The sequence below is a fragment of the Pseudoalteromonas sp. SG43-8 genome (assembly GCF_014164245.1).
Lineage (GTDB): Bacteria > Pseudomonadota > Gammaproteobacteria > Enterobacterales > Alteromonadaceae > Pseudoalteromonas > Pseudoalteromonas distincta.
The window spans coordinates 39,930-55,881 of sequence record NZ_JACJEX010000006.1; the positions used below are offsets into that span (position 1 = coordinate 39,930).

The 15,952-nt window shown below is 38.6% G+C and carries 15 protein-coding genes and 1 tRNA gene; 5 read left to right on the forward strand and 11 right to left on the reverse strand.

Annotated features, from left to right (window positions below):
- Positions 1 to 10: 10 nt before the first annotated feature.
- Positions 11 to 2,866, forward strand: coding sequence for a valine--tRNA ligase (locus tag H5122_RS12540; protein WP_182682401.1), 2,856 nt, complete (start codon positions 11 to 13; stop codon positions 2,864 to 2,866).
- A 113-nt stretch (positions 2,867 to 2,979) separates the two neighbouring features.
- Here the strand turns inward: H5122_RS12540 and H5122_RS12545 are convergent, their stop codons facing one another.
- Entirely contained in the window at positions 2,980 to 4,242 is a 1,263-nt protein-coding gene (locus H5122_RS12545) for an outer membrane protein transport protein (RefSeq protein ID WP_182682400.1), read from the reverse strand.
- Between the two features lie 283 nt (positions 4,243 to 4,525).
- Here H5122_RS12545 and H5122_RS20230 point away from each other — a divergent pair, with 283 nt between their 5' ends.
- The gene (locus H5122_RS20230) at positions 4,526 to 4,849 is read left to right on the forward strand and encodes a hypothetical protein (protein WP_076914930.1); all 324 of its coding nucleotides are present in this window, start codon (positions 4,526 to 4,528) and stop codon (positions 4,847 to 4,849) included.
- On the opposite strand, the gene H5122_RS12550 is transcribed toward H5122_RS20230, so the two are convergent.
- Complete coding sequence (locus tag H5122_RS12550; protein ID WP_182682399.1) at positions 4,809 to 6,023, reverse strand: HD-GYP domain-containing protein; 1,215 nt, start codon at positions 6,021 to 6,023, stop codon at positions 4,809 to 4,811. The two genes, H5122_RS20230 and H5122_RS12550, sit on opposite strands and share 41 nt — an antisense overlap.
- 336 nt (positions 6,024 to 6,359) lie before the next feature.
- Here H5122_RS12550 and H5122_RS12555 point away from each other — a divergent pair, with 336 nt between their 5' ends.
- Entirely contained in the window at positions 6,360 to 8,123 is a 1,764-nt protein-coding gene (locus tag H5122_RS12555) for a lysophospholipid acyltransferase family protein (RefSeq protein WP_182682398.1), read from the forward strand.
- Between the two features lie 107 nt (positions 8,124 to 8,230).
- Here the strand turns inward: H5122_RS12555 and H5122_RS12560 are convergent, their stop codons facing one another.
- The 3 genes from H5122_RS12560 to H5122_RS12570 all read right to left on the reverse strand — a co-directional run bounded on the left by H5122_RS12560 (position 8,231) and on the right by H5122_RS12570 (position 9,756).
- Positions 8,231 to 8,935, reverse strand: a complete 705-nt coding sequence (locus H5122_RS12560) for an NRDE family protein (protein ID WP_182682397.1) — start codon at positions 8,933 to 8,935, stop codon at positions 8,231 to 8,233.
- A 1-nt stretch (position 8,936) separates the two neighbouring features.
- Positions 8,937 to 9,470, reverse strand: a complete 534-nt coding sequence (locus H5122_RS12565) for a DinB family protein (RefSeq protein ID WP_182671535.1) — start codon at positions 9,468 to 9,470, stop codon at positions 8,937 to 8,939.
- 211 nt (positions 9,471 to 9,681) lie between these two features.
- Positions 9,682 to 9,756 (reverse strand) — tRNA-Arg (locus tag H5122_RS12570).
- A 247-nt stretch (positions 9,757 to 10,003) separates the two neighbouring features.
- Between H5122_RS12570 and H5122_RS12575 the strand changes: the two genes are divergently transcribed.
- Complete coding sequence (locus H5122_RS12575) at positions 10,004 to 10,186, forward strand: hypothetical protein (RefSeq protein ID WP_002963040.1); 183 nt, start codon at positions 10,004 to 10,006, stop codon at positions 10,184 to 10,186.
- Between the two features lie 3 nt (positions 10,187 to 10,189).
- On the opposite strand, the gene H5122_RS12580 is transcribed toward H5122_RS12575, so the two are convergent.
- From H5122_RS12580 to H5122_RS12590, 3 genes are all read right to left on the reverse strand, one after another.
- The gene (locus tag H5122_RS12580; protein ID WP_182682396.1) at positions 10,190 to 10,996 is read right to left on the reverse strand and encodes a phosphotransferase; all 807 of its coding nucleotides are present in this window, start codon (positions 10,994 to 10,996) and stop codon (positions 10,190 to 10,192) included.
- Positions 10,997 to 10,999: 3 nt separating this feature from the next.
- Positions 11,000 to 11,617: a nicotinamide riboside transporter PnuC gene (gene pnuC / locus H5122_RS12585; RefSeq protein ID WP_182673986.1), complete on the reverse strand. Its 618-nt coding sequence runs from the start codon at positions 11,615 to 11,617 to the stop codon at positions 11,000 to 11,002.
- A 201-nt stretch (positions 11,618 to 11,818) separates the two neighbouring features.
- Positions 11,819 to 12,070: a hypothetical protein gene (locus H5122_RS12590; RefSeq protein WP_002963043.1), complete on the reverse strand. Its 252-nt coding sequence runs from the start codon at positions 12,068 to 12,070 to the stop codon at positions 11,819 to 11,821.
- Positions 12,071 to 12,170: 100 nt separating this feature from the next.
- Here H5122_RS12590 and H5122_RS12595 point away from each other — a divergent pair, with 100 nt between their 5' ends.
- Positions 12,171 to 12,410: a DUF2960 domain-containing protein gene (locus tag H5122_RS12595; protein WP_002963045.1), complete on the forward strand. Its 240-nt coding sequence runs from the start codon at positions 12,171 to 12,173 to the stop codon at positions 12,408 to 12,410.
- A 31-nt stretch (positions 12,411 to 12,441) separates the two neighbouring features.
- Here H5122_RS12595 and alr read toward each other — a convergent pair whose 3' ends face one another.
- The 3 genes from alr to H5122_RS12610 form a co-directional block, all read right to left on the reverse strand.
- Positions 12,442 to 13,521 carry an alanine racemase gene (gene alr / locus H5122_RS12600; protein WP_182682395.1) on the reverse strand — a complete coding sequence of 360 codons (1,080 nt, stop codon included), beginning with the start codon at positions 13,519 to 13,521 and terminating at the stop codon, positions 12,442 to 12,444.
- On the reverse strand, positions 13,521 to 14,900 hold the full coding sequence (gene dnaB / locus H5122_RS12605; protein WP_002963050.1) for a replicative DNA helicase: 1,380 nt from the start codon (positions 14,898 to 14,900) through the stop codon (positions 13,521 to 13,523). The genes alr and dnaB overlap by 1 nt, the downstream gene beginning before the upstream one ends.
- A 112-nt stretch (positions 14,901 to 15,012) precedes the next feature.
- Positions 15,013 to 15,951, reverse strand: coding sequence for a DUF4097 family beta strand repeat-containing protein (locus tag H5122_RS12610; RefSeq protein WP_182682394.1), 939 nt, complete (start codon positions 15,949 to 15,951; stop codon positions 15,013 to 15,015).
- Between the last annotated feature and the right edge of the window lies 1 nt (position 15,952).

Below are 15,952 nucleotides of genomic sequence, written 5' to 3' on the forward strand. Positions count from 1 at the left end.
GTTCTGTGTAATGGATAAAACCTACAATCCGCAAGATATTGAACAGTCGCTATATCAAGACTGGGAACAAAAAGGCTACTTTAAGCCATCTGGCCAAGGCGTACCATATTCAATTATGATCCCGCCGCCAAATGTCACTGGTAGCTTACACATGGGCCACGCCTTCCAAGATACAATAATGGATACCCTAACGCGTTTTAAACGTATGCAAGGTAACAACACATTATGGCAAGTAGGTACTGACCACGCAGGTATTGCAACGCAAATGTTGGTTGAGCGTAAACTGCATGCCGAAGAAGGCAAAACACGCCACGATTTAGGCCGCGAAGATTTTATTAATAAAATCTGGGAATGGAAAAAAGAATCTGGCGGCACTATCACTAAGCAACTTCGTCGCCTTGGCGCATCGGTTGATTGGGATCGTGAACGCTTTACCATGGACGATGGCCTATCTGAAGCCGTTAAAGAAGTGTTTGTACGCCTTCATAAAGAAAACCTAATTTACCGAGGCAAGCGCCTAGTAAACTGGGATCCAAAATTACACACGGCTATTTCTGATCTTGAAGTTGAAAACAAAGACAAGCAAGGCCACATGTGGAATTTACGTTACCCACTAGCTGATGGCGTTACAACACAAGACGGAAAAGACTACATAGTAGTAGCAACAACACGTCCTGAAACCATGCTTGGCGACTCGGGTGTTGCAGTAAATCCTGATGATGAGCGCTACACAGATTTAATCGGTAAAGAGATTTTATTACCCATCGTTAATCGTCGTATTAAAATTGTTGCTGACGAACATGCCGATAAAGATAAAGGCACGGGCTGTGTAAAAATAACCCCAGCGCACGATTTTAACGATAACGAAGTGGGCAAGCGTCATCAAATGCCTATGATCAACATTTTCGATAAAGACGCCGCTATTCTTACCCAAGGTGAAACATACACCTTTGACGGTAAAGAGCTTGAGTTTGATGCACCAATACCTGAGCGCTTGCACGGCCTTGATCGTTTTGCAGCGCGTAAAGCAATTGTGGCAGAATTTGAAGAACTAGGTTTGCTTGAAAAAATTGAAGACCATGGTTTAACGGTTCCTTACGGCGATCGCTCTGGTGTGGTAATTGAGCCACTACTTACCGACCAATGGTATGTACGTGTTGCACCACTTGCTGAACCTGCAAAAGACGCTGTTAAAAACGGCGATATTCAATTTGTACCTAAGCAATACGAAAACATGTACTTCTCGTGGATGAACGACGTACAAGATTGGTGTATTTCACGCCAGCTTTGGTGGGGTCACCGTATTCCAGCTTGGTACGACAGTGAAGGCAATGTATTTGTTGGTCGCGACGAAGCCGAAGTTCGCCGTGAAAACAACATTGCAGATAACGTAACGTTAAGCCAAGACGAAGACGTACTTGATACGTGGTTCTCATCAGCGCTTTGGACTTTCTCTACACAAGGTTGGCCTGAAAATACCGATGATTTAAAAACCTTCCACCCGTCTGACGTGCTGGTAACTGGTTTTGATATTATTTTCTTCTGGGTTGCGCGCATGATTATGATGACGCTGCACTTTGTAAAAGACGAAAATGGCAAACCACAAGTTCCATTTAAAACCGTGTATGTAACGGGTTTAATACGTGATGACAATGGCGATAAAATGTCTAAGTCAAAAGGTAACGTACTTGACCCATTAGACATGATTGACGGCATTGAACTTGAAGACCTAGTACAAAAGCGTACTGGCAATATGATGCAGCCAAAACTTGCCGCTAAAATCGAAAAAGATACGCGTAAAGTATTTGCAGGCGGTATTGAGGCACACGGCACCGACGCCCTTCGCTTTACACTTGCTGCAATGGCATCTACCGGTCGTGATATTAACTGGGACATGAACCGCCTTGAAGGTTACCGTAACTTCTGTAATAAACTATGGAACGCGAGTCGTTACGTATTAATGAATACAGAAGAGCAAGATTGTGGTTTTGCAAACGATGCACAAAAAGAACTTTCATTAGCTGACCGCTGGATCTTAGGCCAATTTGAGTCAACTGTTAAAACGTATACTGAGCACCTAGATAACTACCGTTTTGACCTTGCAGCCAATACGCTTTATGAATTCACTTGGAACCAGTTCTGCGATTGGTACTTAGAGCTCACTAAGCCAGTATTATTCAAAGGTAATGAAGCACAACAACGTGGTACGCGTCACACGCTTATTACCGTACTTGAGAGCCTGCTGCGTTTAATGCACCCAATGATGCCATATATCACAGAAACAATTTGGCAACGTGTTGCACCGCTTGCAGGCCTTGAAACAGCAAACACCAGTATTATGGTTCAGCCGTTCCCTGTATATAATGAAGCAAGCGTTGATGCTAAAGCTATGGATGACTTAGAGTGGGTTAAACAATTCATTTTAGCTATTCGTAATATTCGTGGTGAAATGGATATTAGCCCAAGTAAACCGCTTAGCGTATTACTTGCTAATGCATCAAGCGACGACGTGCGCCGCATTGAAGAAAACAAATCATTTTTAGCATCACTTGCAAAAATTGAAGAGTTTACAATGCTTGAAAACAAAGACGACGCACCTGCATGTGCGACTTCTTATGTTGGAAACCTTGAGATCATGATCCCAATGGCGGGCTTAATTGATGTAGAAGCCGAGCTTTCGCGTATTAATAAGCAACTCGAAAAAGCAGAAAAAGGCCTAGCACAAGTGCAAAACAAACTCGCTAACGAAAAGTTTGTAAACAACGCACCTGAAGCTGTACTTGCTAAAGAAAATGCAAAACTGGCTGAATTTAGCGATGCTAAAACTAAGCTACTTGAGCAAAAAACTAAAATAGAAAGCTTATAATTTTAGTTATTATGCCTATTAACACTATTTAATAGGCATTAAAAAAGCCGCTCACTTTAATTAAAGTGAGCGGCTTTTTTGTGCCCTGTGATTAACCACAAGACACTTCTACATTAAAACTTGTAGTTGTACTGAGCGCCAATAAGTACTGCATTACCTTCTGACTCAAACTCAAATCCATCTTCTTCAAAGTTCTGAGTTTTACCACGGATAATACTTACACCAAGATCAACGTTAGAGCTTTGATCAATTGTGTAGTTACCACCGAATGAGAACCAAAAACGATCTGTATCTGGGATAGAGATCGACAGGTGATCTTGTGATACTGGAGACTGATCAAATGCTACACCAGCACGAAGTAATAAATCTTCGTTATATTGGTAATCTGAACCAACAGCGAAACGGTATGAATCAGAGAAGCTTTCATCTTTATTAAATGCGCTAAACTTATCGCCAGTTGGAGCTGTAACTTGTGCTTCTAATGAATCAAAGCTACTCCAACCTGTCCATAAAATACTGTAATGAAGACCAAGTTTTTCATCTAACTGATGAGAACCTGAAAATTCAGCTATTGCAGGAAGTGTAATATCAACAGATCCTGGAAGCTCAGTTCCAGACAAACCTTGTGGCGTAAAGTCTGTCATAGGTAACTGGTTAGAGTAAGTACCTTCAAATGTAATATCTGTTTCTGTACGATAATTAAAACCAAAACGACTGTTTTCATCTAATTGATACATTAAACCGATGTTCAAAGCATAGCCTGTATCATCACCTTCAAGATTTACAACTTCAGTTTGATCTGGAATAGGCAGCGGAGTTGTTCCTAGGTGACGCACAATAGTTGCATCAGCGTAAATTACATTTAAGCCAATACCATAGCTAAACTTTTCAGTAACTTTATAAGCAACGCTTGCATTTAAGTTAACGGTGAAGATTTCTGTTTTACCAGCAATCTGTCCTGCTGAGTAGTCATCGTCAAAGTCTGTTGATAAACCAAAGTTAGAAAATGCACCAAAACCAAGCGATACTTTATCGTTGTAAGGCATAGTAAAGTAAGCTGCTGGTACCACTGCACTTGGTGCAATGCTATCGTCATCTAATGTAGATTGATCAATACCTGTTGGCGCGCCTTCACCTTCTAAGCTTACATCTGGAATTACACCAATAGCTGCAACACTTAGTTGCTTGTCTTTAAATAAAGTCATTAGTGCAGGGTTACGTGCAACTACAGACGCGTCGTCTGCGATAGATGCTTCACCAGCATATGCACGGCCTAAACCCGATGCATTTTGCTCTGATAATTGAAACGCAGCTGCAAAGCTATCAGCTGAAACAAATGCAAGCGAAGCTGCAATAAGAGTTTTAGAAAATTTCATTGTTGAGTCCTTAACCAAACTGACTGTCTGGGTACTATGTGTGTTGTTATTAGGATTTAAAACGTGATTACACTACCTTAATTTTTTGTAAAAAACTCTATGAATACGTCAAAAGACAGTAAAAAACATGTTATTTAACGACATTTTAACAACTATTTAAAACTCATCGGATGAGAAGTGTGGTATTAGAGTAAACACTCTAAATGTAATTAATTATCATTTAGATTGACTTGAAATTAGTAGCAACTTACACTCATTATAAAATCGCAATGGAAGTAAAACTGTGATCATTTTATTTATTATTACAGGGCTAATATTTTGTGGGGCGAGTGTGTTTTGCTTTTACAAAGCAAACTACTGTGCATGTACTCAAGCAGGACAATGCGATAACCCCGTAAACCATTATTGGCTAGGGGCAATGTTAAATGCGTTGATTTCTTTAGGACTGTGTTGTTTTGCATTGCACGTAGAGTTAGGTACTTTGCTATGGTTAACACTGATGGGAAGTTGTTTTTTGGGTGCGTTTATTTCTGCAAAACAAACTAAAAAAAGGCAATGCAGTAAAACTAGTTCAACAAATGCTCTTTTAGCAGGCGAGACAAATTAATCTGATAATCAAGAGGCTTAACACTTGCTAGTATTTTCAGCTCTTGGGTGTGCTCACTTAAATCTATGTCTTTAGGTGTAACATGATGATTATGCTTAGCATTATAAAATAGCTTAATTTTAGGTTTAATAGGATTTAATACGTTCCCCTCAAGCACTAAGGCTAAACGTTCATTCGTTAATTTTACAATAGTTCCTACCGGATGGACCCCCAAGCATTTTATAAAGCGTTGTACTAGTTCACCATCAAACAAGTGTTTATTGGCTAATAAGTAGCGTAATGCATTAATAGGCTCATCACCCTCTTGGTGCATTCTATCGGCTGTCATAGCATCGTACACATCTACAATTGCCATTATACGCGCCGGGCGACTTAACTTTTCAGCCTGCAGGCCTCGCGGATAACCAGAGCCATCTAAACGCTCATGATGATTTACTATCATATCGAGCATAAGGGGAGTTATACCCTTCTCACCTTTAACTAAACCTAAACCTTGCGCAACATGCTTTTTAATTGCTGCTAGCTCGTTATTACTTAGTTTAGTTGGCTTGGAAAATATACCCTGCGGTAATTTAGCTTGGCCTAAGTCATGAAGTAACGCCCCCATTGCAAGCTCTTGTACAACAGCTTTTTCATACCCTAAGTATTTAGCAAATACAGCAGTAAAAATGGCGCAGTTGATCATATGCCGCCAGTTATAGCTATGTTTGTCTTTTATACGAGTAAGAATAGTCATAGCGTTAGCATTACGAAAGACTGAGCTGACTATCTCGCTGGCAATTTCATCAAGCACTTTTATATTAACACTCAGGCCAGATGTTAAATCGCCATATAATAATTGTAACTTTCGGCCATGCTGATCGTAATTTACAGTCGCTTTAGCAAATTCCTGTTCGATAGAAATAGCTATAGGTGTTTTTTCTACTTTTTTTTGGCTATTAGATGTTTTAGGTGCGCTTTGGGGCTTATATTTGGCAGGAACTGGCGCATCACCTTTAGTAAAATCTATAAGCAGCTCGAACACCCCTTCAGACACTAAACGCTTAATAATAGATTTGTCGCGCACCAAGCCACTGGTCTTAATTTTTATGCTATTGATCCCCTCGTGTTGCTTAGTAACGCTATCAACGTACATACCAGGGGTGAGCTCAGACACAGGCAAAGTAATTAGCATAAAGGTGAGATTTTTTACATTTAAAGTAGATGTACCTTAAATAGCATTAATTAAGCTTAAAAGTCTAGTTTTTGAGTTGTAAGTAGTGATATATAACTACAAAGGATTACTTACTGTATCACTCTTATTAGCTGTAATGGGTAACCTTATTTTATTGATAATTAAAACCCTCTTCTATTTTCTTAATAACCTACAACCATTTAGCACTTAAAAGACTATTTGAGTATTATTTTTACGCTTTTAAACAAACTTAATTAACCTAATTTGAACATAATGTGGTTTTTCCTCGGTCTAAATATACACAACAGCTATAAAAATTTAAGAGCATCAACGTATATGACAAAATTAAACCACCCCGTATCAAACTTAAGTGTAGCGGCAATAAGCACCGTTTCTCCTTTGAGTCATATACTAAAAATAGCCGCTCCGCTGCTCGATAGCCTATTGGGCATCAATAAGCTACGTGATATATACCTCTCTAATAATTTATCGGGTTTAGATAAACAAGAGTTTAGTGAAAAGCTGTTAAATGTATTAGGTATTAATGTGCTTGGTGCACAAGGTGTTATTAACAAAATACCAAAGCATGGTCCTTGCATAGTGGTATGTAATCATCCTTATGGCATGATTGAGGGCGTAATTATTGCAAATTTACTCACCCATTATCGTATCGATACAAAAGTAATGGCTAACGTGGGTTTAAAAATATTTAAAGAAATTAAAGACTATTTTATTTTTGCTAACCCACTAAAACCAAAAGCAGCCATTAATACCGGCGCAATAAAACAGTGTTTTAGTCATGTTAAAAATGATGGCTTACTTGTGGTTTTTCCTGCGGGAAGAGTGTCATTTTTTCAATCAGAAAAACAACGTGTAACTGACGGACAATGGAATCGCTTAGCCGCTCAACTAGCTTTAAAAACACAAGCTCCTTTATTGCCTGTATTTATTAGCGGTCAGAATAGCTCAACCTTTTATAACTTGGGGCGTGTTTACTACCGATTTAGATTATTAATGCTAATACGCGAATTACTTAAAATTCAAAAAAGCTCTATTAGCTTAAGCGCTGGTAATTTACTTACACCCAAATTATTAAATAAGTTTGAAAAAACTGACGACATAAACGCACTTGCGCGCTTGCAATGTTACTTAAACGATGAGCGCTTTGTAACGCCTTGGCAAGAGGATAACCAATCAACACAGCTCAAAGCCATTATGCAGGAAGTTGATAAAACAAAAATGAAAAATGAGCTTGCAAACTTGCCAAGCGAGCAGCATTTAGTCGACTTTAAAGGTTACTCAGTTTATTACGGCTACCAAGAGCAAATACCTAATTGCGTTACTGAAATAACACGCCTCAGAGAAATAACTTTTCGCACATTAAACGAAGGAAGTGGCGAGCCATGCGACACTGATAAGTTTGATGCGACTTACATGCATTTGTTTATTTTTGATCATAAAAATGAAGAAATTATTGGTGCTTATAGAATTGGACAAACCGATTTATTACAAAAAAATAGCGACGTGAGCGCCCTTTATTTATCGCAAATGTTTAACTTTGAACCTTCTTTTATTAATCAGCAACAGCCGTGCTTAGAAATGGGTCGATCGTTTATAGTTCAAAAACATCAGGGCAGTTACCATGGTTTATTACTGCTATTTAAAGGGATTGGTGTATTTATGGCGCAAAATCCACGCTATAGGACTTTATATGGCACGGTTTCATTAAGTAAACTTTATGACCCTCGTTCTGTTGCAATTATTGACCATACAATGGTTAATAATAAACAAGGTGTTAGCGCCAATACGCCTTTTAATAATAAGCTTCACCCAGAATTTGAAGACTTTATTAATGACCACGCGTTAAACATAGGCCATGTATCAGCATTGGTTATGGGAATAGAAGAAGATAAAAAAGACATACCAATTTTATTAAAGCAGTACCACAAGCTAGGCGCTCAATTTCATTGCATGGGCATTGATAGCAACTTTAATCACACGCCAGGATTACTTTTAAGTGTGCACCTACCAAGTGCGCCTGAAAAGCTACTTAAGCTCTACCTTGGTGATAAAAAGGATGATTATATAAATCACTCATAATTTTTACCTGCTGTATTAATATAGCACGTAAAAATTGAGCAAAAAAAGTCGACGTGATTAATTGCGTCGACTTTTTTTAATTATGTAACAGCTATAAGAATATTTAGTTAAGCTGCAGCCACTTTTAAACAACTAATGCTGCTAATGAGCTGAGACTGCTTATCAAAATAATTAAAACGTATAGTGTTACCAACTTTAATATGACTAATACTGACCGTCATTGCATCTTCTCTTAGCATATTTACGCCATATTGCCCTTGTTCGGCTTTACTGTAATGAAACGCTAAAAATTGCTCACTTTCAGGATGTCTTAAATCAATAAGTTGCTTAAATTGATGTTTACGCTTTTGTGTCACCGTTTCAAGCTCAACACCTGATGACGTAGCAAGTGGTTCAACTTGGCAGTGACTTAACTGCTTTGCATCCCACCTAATAAAAACCACGTTATTGTTATTTATCGATAGCCCATCCGGGAAAATACACAACTTAAAAGGCGCGTAGCCCGATAAATCCATGTTTTGTAATTGGGACAATGCAGGGGCTTTATTACTCAGTAAATAAGGGATTAGCAGACCTCTACTATGCTTTACGGCAGTTATATCAAATACACTTTGGTAATCGTTTAATAATGCTAGTGTTTGCCCAAAATGCGATACACCAAGCCAAGTACCTCCTCCTTGCGGATCAATGGGGAAAATTGCATTGCCCTGGTGCTTACTTGGAGCGATTGCCGTTTGTCGTGATTTTTGCTCATCGCGATTAAAAAATAGCTCGTAGCCATCATCAGTTAAAAAGTAACTTAACGTGCACATTTTAGTTTTGCATCGATTTTGGTTGTGCTGGCTGGCTATTTTCTCTTAAAAAAGTAGCTGTACTAGGTGCTAAGCCAAAGCTTTTATCGAGCTGCGACTTTTGAGCAAAAGAAATTTGTGAAATCATCGCGTAATGGTGCACAGCGTGACTGCCTACAAAAATAAGCTCTCGCGCAAGTGATGTTGTTACTGTTTGTACATTTTTGCTTTTAATCGAAACTTCGCTTGAAAGTGATAACGGTTTATTAAAATCATCTGGACTTAGCTGTTCAATCCACGATGCTATCTCGGCAATCTTTTTTATTGCAGCAGTTGGAGAGCTTTCAATATCCCCTCCTCTTAAGCGGCAATCATAATCTACTTTTTGCGTGCTAAAGCCGGTCATTAAAGATTGATAATGATCGATAATATGTCGCATATGAGCACCTGCCGAGCTGATAAAGTTAGGAGTTATGACTTGGGAATAGTCCTCTTTAGTTACACCTTCAAGATAAGCGTGCCCTTGAGCTAGTATCTCTAATTGACTATTTAACATTGAATCGGTCTTCCTCATTTATCACTAAATTTTATATGCAAAAAAGTACAACATGAATTTTGGATGCTAATTTTGCATTGTATAAATAACTAGAAAGCTATTTTTAAAATTAACTTTCAAAGTTTTTGCAGTAAATGTACTTTTAAATATAAGAGTAATTAATAAGAAGCTAGGTAATATAAAGAGGATAATTGATACATATAAAAGCAAATGGCGCTCTCGGTAGGGATCGAACCTACAACTCAGCCTCCGGAGGGCCGCGTGATATCCATTTCACCACGAGAGCACATTTGTTGCCGCCACACCAACTCGCGATATCAGTGCTTTAGCACCCGCAATGATAAAGAGATCTTTAAATAAATACCAGTAAGATCAGCTTATATGCTTATTAATTAAGCTGTTTTAAATAAAACACTTCACAATGACTTAAAAACACGCTATTTATTTATATTCGGTAAAAAGTAGTAACGCTTTAGCAACATTATTACTATGGTTATTGTGATACGAATTGATTTAATACGAGGGAAATAATTATGAGTTTAATGTCTACAGAGCAAACCGCTGAATTTTTAGGTGTAAAAGTTGAGCGTGTAAAGCGTCTTGCTCGCGAGAGTTTACTAATAGCTAAGTCAGAAGACGAAAACGGCGAGCCACAATTTGATGCCGCAGAAGTTGCAAAATATAAAGAATTAGCTGAACGCTTTGGTGGTTTGTAACTTTTATAAAAAAGTATTAGTAACAAGTTTATTTAGCTGCGCACGTAACATTATAGATTTACTAGTTATGCTGCGCTCCTCATACCAAGCAATACATAACACCAAAAAAAACAGCTTATAGTAATTTAGCTTATCTATTGATGGGTAAAACGTGCTTGTTTTATCAACGCTATTTTTATAGTTATTTAACAATGTACTTTCACTGCTCTCATTAAGATTAAAGCTCACTGCAAGAGCTGCCAAATCAAAATATACATCGTTGGTTTGCGCGTACTCAAAATCAATTAAATACATGCCTGAAGCATTCACAATAATATTGTCTTTTACTAAATCGTTATGACAAAAGCCTTCATTAAATTGCATTGCTGCAACGGCTTTGAGTGCCTGTTCTATTTGAGGTTTGTATTGCGTGTATACGCCGGTGCTTTGATAAAAATGCAGCTCTTTAGCTATATCCATTGGCGCAGTAGACACTTTGTAATTGTGCACTTGAGCAAGTTTATTAATAAAGCTAAGCGTTATATCCGATTGCACTGTATTACCTTCAATATAGTTAAATACCGCAAGGCTATTCTTTTTATCGAGCCAAACAGGTGCAGGACATATATTAAACTCACTTAAAAAACGCTGTGCTTCAAGCCCTATGGCTGGCCAATGGCTTTTATAACACTTTAATAAATATCCTTGTTGTTTGGTACGTATTAAAAAATTATCGTTACTAAAACCATTAAGTAGTCGCTCGCTTGAAATAACGCTCGTAGGCTCTATAAACGCCCTACACATTTTTACTAACTGAGTATGCTCAATCATTAATTAAAGCTGTGCTAAAGGCTTAGCTTGGCTTTGTTCGTACTCTTCGTACCAAGTTTTAAAGCCCCACGCTGCCATAATGGTATAAAATATAAATAGCGCAAGCGTTGGGTAATAGCCTTTTTCATAATATAAATACATGGAAGCTGCATCTATTACAATCCAGTACAGCCAGTTTTCGAGGACTTTTTTAGCAACTAAGTAAGTAGTTACTACGGCAAAACACGTTGTAAAACTATCAAGATAAGCAAAATCGGCATGCGTATAGTTTTGCATAACGTAACCAATAGTTATTGCAGCTACGGTTGTTAAACTAATTAAAACAGCATGACGGTTTATCGACCAAGACGTAATATTTAGATTTTCAGCTTTGCCTTTTCGCCATACAACCCACCCATATACAGCCATATACATATAATAAAAATTAAGTAATGACTCCATGAGTAATGCACCATTCCAGTACATTATTGTATAAATGAGCGTGCTAAAAAATGCTGCTGGCCAACACCATAAGCTTTCTTTTATTGCCAATAATAAGTACGCCATCGACAACCCTACCGCAATGTATTCCCAATGCGACATTGCTGTAAAACCGCTTAAGGTTTGTGTTAAAAAGTCCATATTATGCAGTTACCGTTTAGTTGTGCAGATTGTTATACCAATCTGCTTATATACGGGGTCTATTTAACGTTAAGGAAATTACGCTAGAACTAGGCAAAAATTTTTGTATCTAGTTGTTCTAAACAAAAAATTTTTAACGACGTTATAGTGCAATTTAATTCGTTAAATTGATCAAAGATTTATGCAGATTGGTATTATAGATTATTCAGGCGATAAGTCGCCAGAGAGAAACTTACATACAAAAATAGCTTTACCAAATTCTTCATATGAGCGCTTAATTTCGGTATTTAACACCTGCATTACTAAATCATAATCACCAAAAATTTGCGTTGATAGCGTATTAGTAATCACTTTTAAATTTTCGTATTCGTTTAAGCGGTCAATAAAGCCTTTAATAAACGGAATGTAATCTTGGTGAAGTGGATATTTACTGATCTCTACTGATAATTTCATTTTAAACTCTACTTTTTAATTATTTGATTTAAACAAATCATTCAATGCCAGTTCAATACAGTGTAAAATTATACTAACACTCAATTTAACTGAGCTTATTATGGCACGCAGAATAACGTATACATTTAAAAACCAACCGCGCGAAATTAACTTCGCAAAAGATAAATACCACGACATGTATCAAGCTATTGCTGCTGCCGAAGGTATTGATTTAACAAATTACTTAAACATGGTACGCCAAATAGAAATGACCTCAAAAGGGTCTGCTTCTGTTCGTAACTTTCGCGACCAAGAATTTGCCCGTATGGGTTTTAGCGACATTTACTTTATAAAAGAGTAATTATACCTAATTGGTATACGCTAAAAACTAACTATGGCTGATACTCATAACTTACGCGTGGTGTAATATTGCATAATAGCTCGTAAGGGATAGTATCAGCGCACAGTGCAATTTCTTCAACTGGTAGCTCAGGGCCCCACATAGTGACTCTGTCGCCAACTTTAATATTATGCTCATTAACGCCTATATCAACGCTGATCATGTCCATAGCTACGCTTCCTACAATACCATAACGCTGCTCACCAATTATTACCGGTGTCCCCTCTTTAGCATGCCGAGGATAACCATCGCCATAACCCATAGCTACAACAGCTAACTTGGTTGGTTTATCGCTTTTCCAACGACCACCATACCCAACAGCCTCATTAGCAGGTACATCTCGTACTGCAATTACGCGCGTAGTTAAGCGCATAACTGGTTTTAATTTGTGTTGCTGCCCAATACTATTTGCCATTGGCGATACACCATATAACATAAGCCCAGGACGTACCCAATCGCCATGACCGCTTGGCCAGGCAATAATACCAGCAGAATTTGATAAACAATGCGCTTGGTCAATGCCATTCACTAAATTATCAAACAACGTAATTTGCTGAACCGTTTTGGCATTATCAACATCATCAGCACACGAAAAGTGGGTCATTAAATTAACGGTATTTTTAGCGTTAGGTGTTTTTTGTAAGCGGTTATAAAACGCTTCAAACTGCTCTGGCGCAATACCTAATCGATGCATACCTGTATTTACTTTTAACCAGCATGTTATTGGTGCATCTAGCTTTGCTTTTTCAAGCGCCGCTAATTGGTACTCATCGTGAATAATAGTTTGAAAATTGTTGGCGAGCAGAATCGGTAAGTCGGCTTTGTTAAAAAAGCCTTCTAGTAAAACAATTGGCTTTGTTAAGCCCCCAGCTCGAAGGGCAAGCCCTTCATCTATACGTGCCACAGCAAATGCGTCAGCATTATTTAAATGCTGCGCAATCGTTACTAATCCATGCCCGTAAGCATTTGCTTTTAGCACCGCCATCACCTTGCTGTTAGGTGCAAAGCCCTTAACTTGCGCTAAATTATGCGCAAGTGCCGTTAAGTTAATTTCAGCAGTGGCTAAGCGCATTAGTAATCGTCATCTACCGCTGGTCCCGCGTAATTATCAAAGCGAGAAAATTGACCTTGGAACGTTAAACGCACTTTACCAATTGGGCCGTTACGTTGTTTACCTATGATAATTTCAGCAATACCTTTATCAGTACTGTCTTCGTTGTAAACTTCGTCACGGTAAATAAACATGATTAAATCGGCATCCTGCTCTATCGACCCTGACTCACGTAAATCTGAGTTAATTGGGCGCTTATCGGCACGTTGCTCTAGCGTACGGTTTAGCTGCGAAAGCGCAACAACCGGACATTTTAGTTCTTTTGCTAGTGATTTAAGTGAACGCGAAATTTCAGCAATTTCAAGCGTTCGGTTATCAGCAAGGCTAGGTACACGCATTAGCTGCAAGTAATCGACCATGATCATACTAATGCCGCCGTGGTCACGCGCAATACGACGCGCACGAGAGCGAACATCGGTAGGTGTTAAGCCCGAGGCATCATCCACATACATTTTGCCTTTTTCCATCAACAAGCCCATTGTTGATGAAAGTCGCGCCCAATCGTCATCATCCAACTGACCTGTACGTACCTTAGTTTGGTTAATACGGCCAAGAGACGCTAACATCCTCATCATAATTTGTTCTGAAGGCATCTCTAGCGAGTAAATTAGCACGGGTTTGTCTTGAGTCATTGCGGCATGTTCTGCAAGGTTCATCGCAAAAGTGGTTTTACCCATTGAAGGACGCGCTGCCACAATAATTAAGTCAGATGGTTGCAGGCCCGTCGTCATTTTATCAAGATCGGCATAACCTGTACTTACACCCGTTACACCATCTTGTGGCGATTGATAAAGCTCTTCTATTTTATCAACGGTTTTTTCGAGTATGTTATGAATACTTTGCGGGCCTTCCGTACTTTTTGTACGTTGCTCGGCAATTTTAAATACTTTGCTTTCGGCAAAGTCGAGTAAGTCGTGACTAGTACGCCCTTCGGTATTAAAACCCGCTTCGGCTATTTCATTTGCCACGCCAATCATTTCACGTACAACAGCACGCTCACGTACAATGTTTGCGTAGGCATCAATGTTGGCTGCACTTGGCGTATTTTTAGCAATTTCGGCTAAGTAAGCAAAACCACCAATACCTGCAAGTTTATTATTTTTTTCTAAACTTTCAGAAATAGTGATTAAATCTATCGGATCGCCAATCTCAGCAAGTGCCGTCATCGCCTCAAAAATTAACTTGTGCGTGCGGGTATAAAAATCCTGTGATACAACAAGCTCAGCTACGCGGTCAAAAGCTTGGTTATCAAGCATTAAGCCACCTAAAACAGATTGTTCAGCTTCTATTGAATGGGGAGGAACTTTAAGAGTATCGACTTGCTTATCTGGTTTGGCCATAACTTCACAGTAGTAAAATTGAATGGCTCTATTCTATCGACTTGCAGGGGCTGTGCAAATAGAAAAGCAGGAAATCTTTCCTGCTTTTTGTAATCGTGATGGGGAATGAGTGTTATTTGGTACGCAGCTCTATGCGTCCACTAATGGTATCCATTTCAACATTAGCATTACCGCCATTAATGCTAAATTCTAAATCACTGGCTGGGCCATATTTAGCTTTACTGACTTTGTCACTACTGACTTTGTTAATGATTTTACCATTAGCATGGGCTTTAATTTCAAACTTTGCTGATACACTTTGTGGGAAATAAAAGTCGGCATCACCACTTACTGATTCAAAACGTACATCACCGCCTTTTAAAAGCTCGTTAATCTGTACTTCTGCTTCGCCATTGACCGTATTAATACGTAGGTTTTTAATAGCCGATAGCGTAAATTCTATATCGCCATTTACGTTTTCAAGGCGTACATCATTAGCGTTTGAAGTTGATTTAATATCACCATTAACAGCGCTAAAACGCAGCTCACCACTTGATTGCCTATCGTTAATTTCACCATTTACGGTTTCAAACTGAATATTCCCGTTTAAGTTCTCAGCGTTCACATCACCATTTACAGTGGTGAGCTTAATGTTGCCAGTAATATCATCTACCGTAATTTCGCCGTTAACCACATCAACTTCTGCGCCGTTTTTAAGCTCCTTTGCAGTCACCGATACATTAACACCAGCAAACTCTAAACTACTGCTTTTAGGCATAAATATAGTTAAGTTTGAGCCGTCACCACTATTGCCCCAATTTGATTTACGGGGCATTTTTACAATAAACTGTGTTTTATCACCACTTGTTTTAAGCTCATAACCCTGTGCTTTATCATCAAGCTCGCCAGATACTTTAAATTCGTTTTTATCCCAGCCTGTAATATGTATATCACCGCGTTGGTTTTCAATAAAAATAGTGCCGCCACTTGGTACGTCTATTTGCTTATCTATTTTTTCACCCGCAAATGCCGCCAGTGGAAATAAGCTCAGTCCTAATAAAATCGCTTTCATA

Excerpts from the sequence above, each read along its gene's own strand:
- H5122_RS12545 (WP_182682400.1), bottom strand. The coding sequence starts at position 4,242 with ATGAAATTTTCTAAAACTCTTATTGCAGCTTCGCTTGCATTTGTTTCA.
- H5122_RS12540 (WP_182682401.1), top strand. The coding sequence starts at position 11 with ATGGATAAAACCTACAATCCGCAAGATATTGAACAGTCGCTATATCAA.
- alr (WP_182682395.1), bottom strand. The coding sequence starts at position 13,521 with ATGCGCTTAGCCACTGCTGAAATTAACTTAACGGCACTTGCGCATAAT.
- H5122_RS12560 (WP_182682397.1), bottom strand. The coding sequence starts at position 8,935 with ATGTGCACGTTAAGTTACTTTTTAACTGATGATGGCTACGAGCTATTT.
- H5122_RS12565 (WP_182671535.1), bottom strand. The coding sequence starts at position 9,470 with ATGTTAAATAGTCAATTAGAGATACTAGCTCAAGGGCACGCTTATCTT.
- H5122_RS12555 (WP_182682398.1), top strand. The coding sequence starts at position 6,360 with ATGACAAAATTAAACCACCCCGTATCAAACTTAAGTGTAGCGGCAATA.
- H5122_RS12610 (WP_182682394.1), bottom strand. The coding sequence starts at position 15,951 with ATGAAAGCGATTTTATTAGGACTGAGCTTATTTCCACTGGCGGCATTT.
- H5122_RS12590 (WP_002963043.1), bottom strand. The coding sequence starts at position 12,070 with ATGAAATTATCAGTAGAGATCAGTAAATATCCACTTCACCAAGATTAC.
- H5122_RS12580 (WP_182682396.1), bottom strand. The coding sequence starts at position 10,996 with ATGATTGAGCATACTCAGTTAGTAAAAATGTGTAGGGCGTTTATAGAG.
- H5122_RS12575 (WP_002963040.1), top strand. The coding sequence starts at position 10,004 with ATGAGTTTAATGTCTACAGAGCAAACCGCTGAATTTTTAGGTGTAAAA.
- pnuC (WP_182673986.1), bottom strand. The coding sequence starts at position 11,617 with ATGGACTTTTTAACACAAACCTTAAGCGGTTTTACAGCAATGTCGCAT.
- dnaB (WP_002963050.1), bottom strand. The coding sequence starts at position 14,900 with ATGGCCAAACCAGATAAGCAAGTCGATACTCTTAAAGTTCCTCCCCAT.
- H5122_RS12550 (WP_182682399.1), bottom strand. The coding sequence starts at position 6,023 with ATGCTAATTACTTTGCCTGTGTCTGAGCTCACCCCTGGTATGTACGTT.
- H5122_RS12595 (WP_002963045.1), top strand. The coding sequence starts at position 12,171 with ATGGCACGCAGAATAACGTATACATTTAAAAACCAACCGCGCGAAATT.